Origin of the sequence: Atopobium sp. ICM42b, assembly GCA_000564995.1 — a bacterium.
Taxonomy (GTDB): domain Bacteria; phylum Actinomycetota; class Coriobacteriia; order Coriobacteriales; family Atopobiaceae; genus Lancefieldella.
Genome location: JDFH01000032.1, coordinates 1 through 4,323, shown reverse-complemented (window position 1 = coordinate 4,323; position 4,323 = coordinate 1). Strand labels below are relative to the sequence as shown.

Here is a 4,323-nt window from a genome sequence, read left to right as displayed (position 1 = left end):
GTCTGAGTAAATTTACTCAGACATGGCGAGAAAAACCGGCAAAACCACTCAGACATGGCGTGCTTTTCCGGCAAAGAATTCAGACATGACGAGAAAATCAGGCGCGCATAACGTCGCGCGCATAACGTCTCGTTCGGAGCGTTGTCATGCAAAAACGTGCGCGGTCTTTCCGCAGTTACTCAGTGGCGCCCACAGTTTTTCTGCGGTTACATTCAAGCTTCCAGCCGATCATCCAACCAACTGCAAGAACGTAATTCTCGATAGCACCAACCAAATTTACCGACTCGTGAGCGCTTAAAAAATGAATGAAATGATTGGTTCCAATTCCGATACCACCCAGAATCAGCGCGAGCAAAATCGCACGTAGATAGACCCAATCGTAGTGGAAACACGTGGTAACCAAAATGATGAGCACCGCGAGATTCCAAAAACCAATCTCTCGCTGCCAACCGGTCGAAATACCATAAGCGGCATTGCTTCCCATGTACTCGGGAGCGACAATTTGCAGAATCGCCGCACCAGTCATCGCGACGATAACCAGCGCAAACATTACCTTCAAAAACTTATTCATGGGCGTCTTCAAAACAAACTCTTTCCGTATCAATTTTCGCTTCGCGTTCAGGGCATACGTTGTAGATTTTGGAGCTCGATTAATACAAAAGTCTACTCGATAAAACTTTTAATCTCTTCGAGGCGATCAAGTGCGACTTGGCGACCTGTCAGGTACAGAGACAGTAGGGCTTCACCGGACTTCTCGTTAACTTTAACTTCAACTGGCTCGGGCGGCAGAAGCACCAGCACTCTACCCTCTTCTTCCAGTTCAAAGAGCTGTTTGCGCTGATCCATGTAGCGCTCGGCGCGAGAAGCCAATGCGGCTTCAAAGTATGGATACGCGGAGTAGAGCTGTGAGCGGATAGCGATCTGCTCGTTGACGTCGGTTTTTACGAAATCCCTATCCTGCGTGATAATGACCAGCGCTTTCTTTGCCGGCTTGTGGTCGGGAATGTCAACCGCGCGTTCCGCTTTGCCGTCGGGCAGACCAAGCGCGGCTGCAAACGGAATGGAATCGGTAGTTCCACCGTCCAAATAACGATGTCCATCCAGCTCAACCATGCGAGAAACCGTTGGCATCGACGCGGACGCTCGGACCATGGTCACGTCTTCCGGAAACTTTTTTACGTGCAGATACGCCGGCGTGCCAAACGTAACGTCGGACGCCACCGCGTACATCTGCATGGGATTTTGATTGAACGCGTCGTTATCGCAGGGGTCCAAATGGTTTTGGATCTCATCGAACATAAAATCCGCACCCGCAATGTCGCCAGTAGTAATCAGTGAGCGGAGAGAAAGAAAGCGAGGGTCGTCCCTAAAGGCCAGCATAATGCGCATGGCGCGGCCCATCTGCTTGGACCTGAAGCTTACGGCGTTGATAGCGCCCGCGGAAACTCCCCACACGCTCTCAAAGTTAGTGACGCCCTTCTCGCGAAGCACATCAAGGATTCCAGCGGTAAAAATGCCTCGATAGCTGCCTCCCTCTAGCACAAGCGCAGTCGATGATGAGTGCACGGGTGTCTGTTCCACGCCATCTATCTGCGAGAATTTCTGCTGCTGGTCTTCCATAACAACCTCCGAACTTTGTTACTCAGAGTGTACCCAATTTCTGCTCGGACGCCCAACTGGTTTTCCACACAAAAAAAGTGCCCGAATATCAGGCACTTTAGTGATGCAATATGCGTGCTACGCGCAGCAAAGCCGCGGATTCTTTTTACTTGCGAACCTTACGAGAAGAAGCAACAAAACCAAGGCCGCTTACTGCAAGAACAGAAGCTGGAACTGCAACATCTGCAATACCAGTTGCAGGAAGTACGGACTTCTTCGCTGGTGTTGGTGCAGGTGCTGGTGCAGGCTCTGGCTCTGGTGCTGGAGTTGGATCGGGGGTTGGAGTTGGAGTTGGATCGGGGGTTGGAGTTGGAGTTGGATCTGGATTAGGGGCTGGGTCAGGGATACGCACAAAGTAGACAGAAATAACCTCATCGAATGGCTCTGCTGTAACCCAGTGGCCCTTAACGGTAACAGTGCCATCGCCGTTATCAATGATGGTCTCACCGTCAGCGTTACCAACCATAAATCCGTCTGGAATTGGGTTAGTGATATCAGGAAGGAAGTATGCTTCCTCAGGAGCATATGGATTATTCGTTGGATCCATGAGCTCCTCTCTGGTTGGTGCAGGAATAGGAGTTATGCCAGTAGTAGCAGTAGCACCGGTGGTGCTTGTAGGAGCAGGCGTTGTGCCCTCTGCCAGCGCAGATGCTGGAGCAAGTGCCAGCGCGGCTACAAGAGCAGATGAAGCTATGCATACCTTTAAGTTCTTCATGTGGCTTTTGCGCAAATTTTTATGCACCAGACGGGTGATCAGATACACAAAAATTTTTAGCGCATTCCTTTCTGATATGGATTATTTAGTTTCTCCGTAAGCAGATACTATCATATACATACTGAACAAATGTCGCCTCCGGTCGACATATTCCGTGAACGCACAAAAAATTTGAACGACCTTTAAAACTATTTTTCCAAAATTTGATAACATTTCTGCAGGTAAACTATTACGCAACTCAGAGTTGACAAATTTCCAACTCAACTTGGTGGTGTGCAATCAAGGCAATTTTTAGAGTAATAGCCATCACATGTGAATCCCACCACATCACCAACAGAAAGGAATAGCCGTGTTACTGAGCGAGAAAATCATGAGCCTCAGAAAGCGTAATGGTTGGTCACAAGAAGAGCTTGCACAACAGCTTGGCGTTTCGAGGCAGTCAGTTTCTAAATGGGAGTCTATGGCTTCCATGCCTGATATTCAAAAGATTATGGCTATGAGCGAGCTCTTTGGCGTTTCCACAGACTACCTGCTCAAAGACGAGCTTGAAGAGCTTCCAGCCACTGCCATCGCTGTTGATTATGCGGCCTCTTCGGGGCAGGTTGACTCTTCGGATCCCGCTGCCGCAAGCACCGTAGGCAGCACCACGGACAGCACTGACGGCGGCACCGTTGGCGAATCTTCCACTGACAACGCATCTACCAGCAAAACTGTGGCACCGAAGCTCAGCGTTTCTCTCGACACAGCCACCGAATACCTGGATGCAATCGCACGAACTTCTCGCCCCACGGCAGGTGCAATTACCCTCTTTATCCTGGGGCCCGCGCTTCTTGTCTCGCTTGCAACATACAGCGAAGACGCGCTTTACTTTGATCCGATGCACATTTCTCCAGATGCGATGGGTATCGCAGGCATTTGCATCATGATGCTCTTCATTGCTGCGGGCGTTGGCCTGCTGATTCTCCAGGACATGAAGCTCGCGAAGTTTAAGCAGCTCAAGGAGGCCTCTCTCGAGCTCCAGTACGGTGTCGAAGCCGCCGTTCGTAGACGCGCCGAGTCAACCGAATCGTTGCGCTACATGCAACAAGCCGCCGGCGTCTGCCTTACCATCCTGAGCGCAATCCCCTTCCTTATTGCCTCGTACTATGGGACTGGCCTCATCTTTGCCCTTGGCTTCTTCGTGGCAGCAATTCTGGTTTCTCTTGGCGTTTACCTGCTGGTTTACTCGGGAATCATCAGAGATGGCTATAGGGTTCTTCTCCAGGAAGGCGATTTCTCTCACGACGAGAAAAGCAACAAGAGAGACTCCAAATCCGCAGCATTGAAGTACAGGCCAATTGCCAGGGCGTATTTTGGCACCATTACCTTGCTGTACGTGGGCTATAGCTTCATCACCAAGGACTGGAAAAGTTCCTGGATTATCTGGCCTGTTTCCGCGCTCCTCTACCACATCATCATCAGCATCCTGAACGCTCTGAAGAAAAAGTAAGCGCGACCGTCAGATCGCGATCGCTCGGACGCACGGCAGACACGCAGGTCGGAGGCGCTGGTCAGGTGCGACTCGCAAGAGCTCGGTCTTCTCGACAGGCCGAGCTCTTTGCGTATAGCTTGGCGAAGGTTCCTTTGAGCCTGAAAACTGCATCATGTCTGAGTAAATTTACTCAGACATGATGAGAGAAACCGGCAAAACCACTCAGATATGGTGCACTTTTCCGGCAAATCGTTCAGACTTAGCGAGAAAATCAGGTTCCATGAGAGCGCTCATGGAAGGGTAACCTTAGGCACGCTTTAAAGTCTGCCTAAAAAGTACAAAGAATCTGTGTTTGGGACACAGATTCTTTGTAGAAATTAGGCAGAATCCACCGATTCTTTTACGTTTTCAGGCAAAAGTTACAGATTCTTTGCAGAAATAAGGCGCAGCTACAAGGTCCAAAATCAGTTGCAACTTT

4 protein-coding genes are annotated in these 4,323 nt (G+C 50.1%); 1 reads left to right on the top strand and 3 read right to left on the bottom strand.

Annotation, left to right across the window (positions count from 1 at the left end; translation table 11 throughout):
* Nucleotides 1-175: 175 nt before the first annotated feature.
* The 3 genes from HMPREF1493_RS06695 to HMPREF1493_RS07110 all read right to left on the bottom strand — a co-directional run bounded on the left by HMPREF1493_RS06695 (nucleotide 176) and on the right by HMPREF1493_RS07110 (nucleotide 2,374).
* Nucleotides 176-571: a hypothetical protein gene (locus HMPREF1493_RS06695; protein WP_035428867.1), complete on the bottom strand. Its 396-nt coding sequence runs from the start codon at nucleotides 569-571 to the stop codon at nucleotides 176-178.
* Nucleotides 572-663: 92 nt separating this feature from the next.
* Entirely contained in the window at nucleotides 664-1,620 is a 957-nt protein-coding gene (locus HMPREF1493_RS06690) for a patatin-like phospholipase family protein (protein WP_084058384.1), read from the bottom strand.
* 145 nt (nucleotides 1,621-1,765) lie between these two features.
* On the bottom strand, nucleotides 1,766-2,374 hold the full coding sequence (locus tag HMPREF1493_RS07110; RefSeq protein ID WP_198013774.1) for a hypothetical protein: 609 nt from the start codon (nucleotides 2,372-2,374) through the stop codon (nucleotides 1,766-1,768).
* Nucleotides 2,375-2,723: 349 nt separating this feature from the next.
* Here HMPREF1493_RS07110 and HMPREF1493_RS06680 point away from each other — a divergent pair, with 349 nt between their 5' ends.
* On the top strand, nucleotides 2,724-3,863 hold the full coding sequence (locus HMPREF1493_RS06680; protein WP_035428861.1) for a helix-turn-helix domain-containing protein: 1,140 nt from the start codon (nucleotides 2,724-2,726) through the stop codon (nucleotides 3,861-3,863).
* The last annotated feature ends 460 nt before the right edge of the window (nucleotides 3,864-4,323 follow it).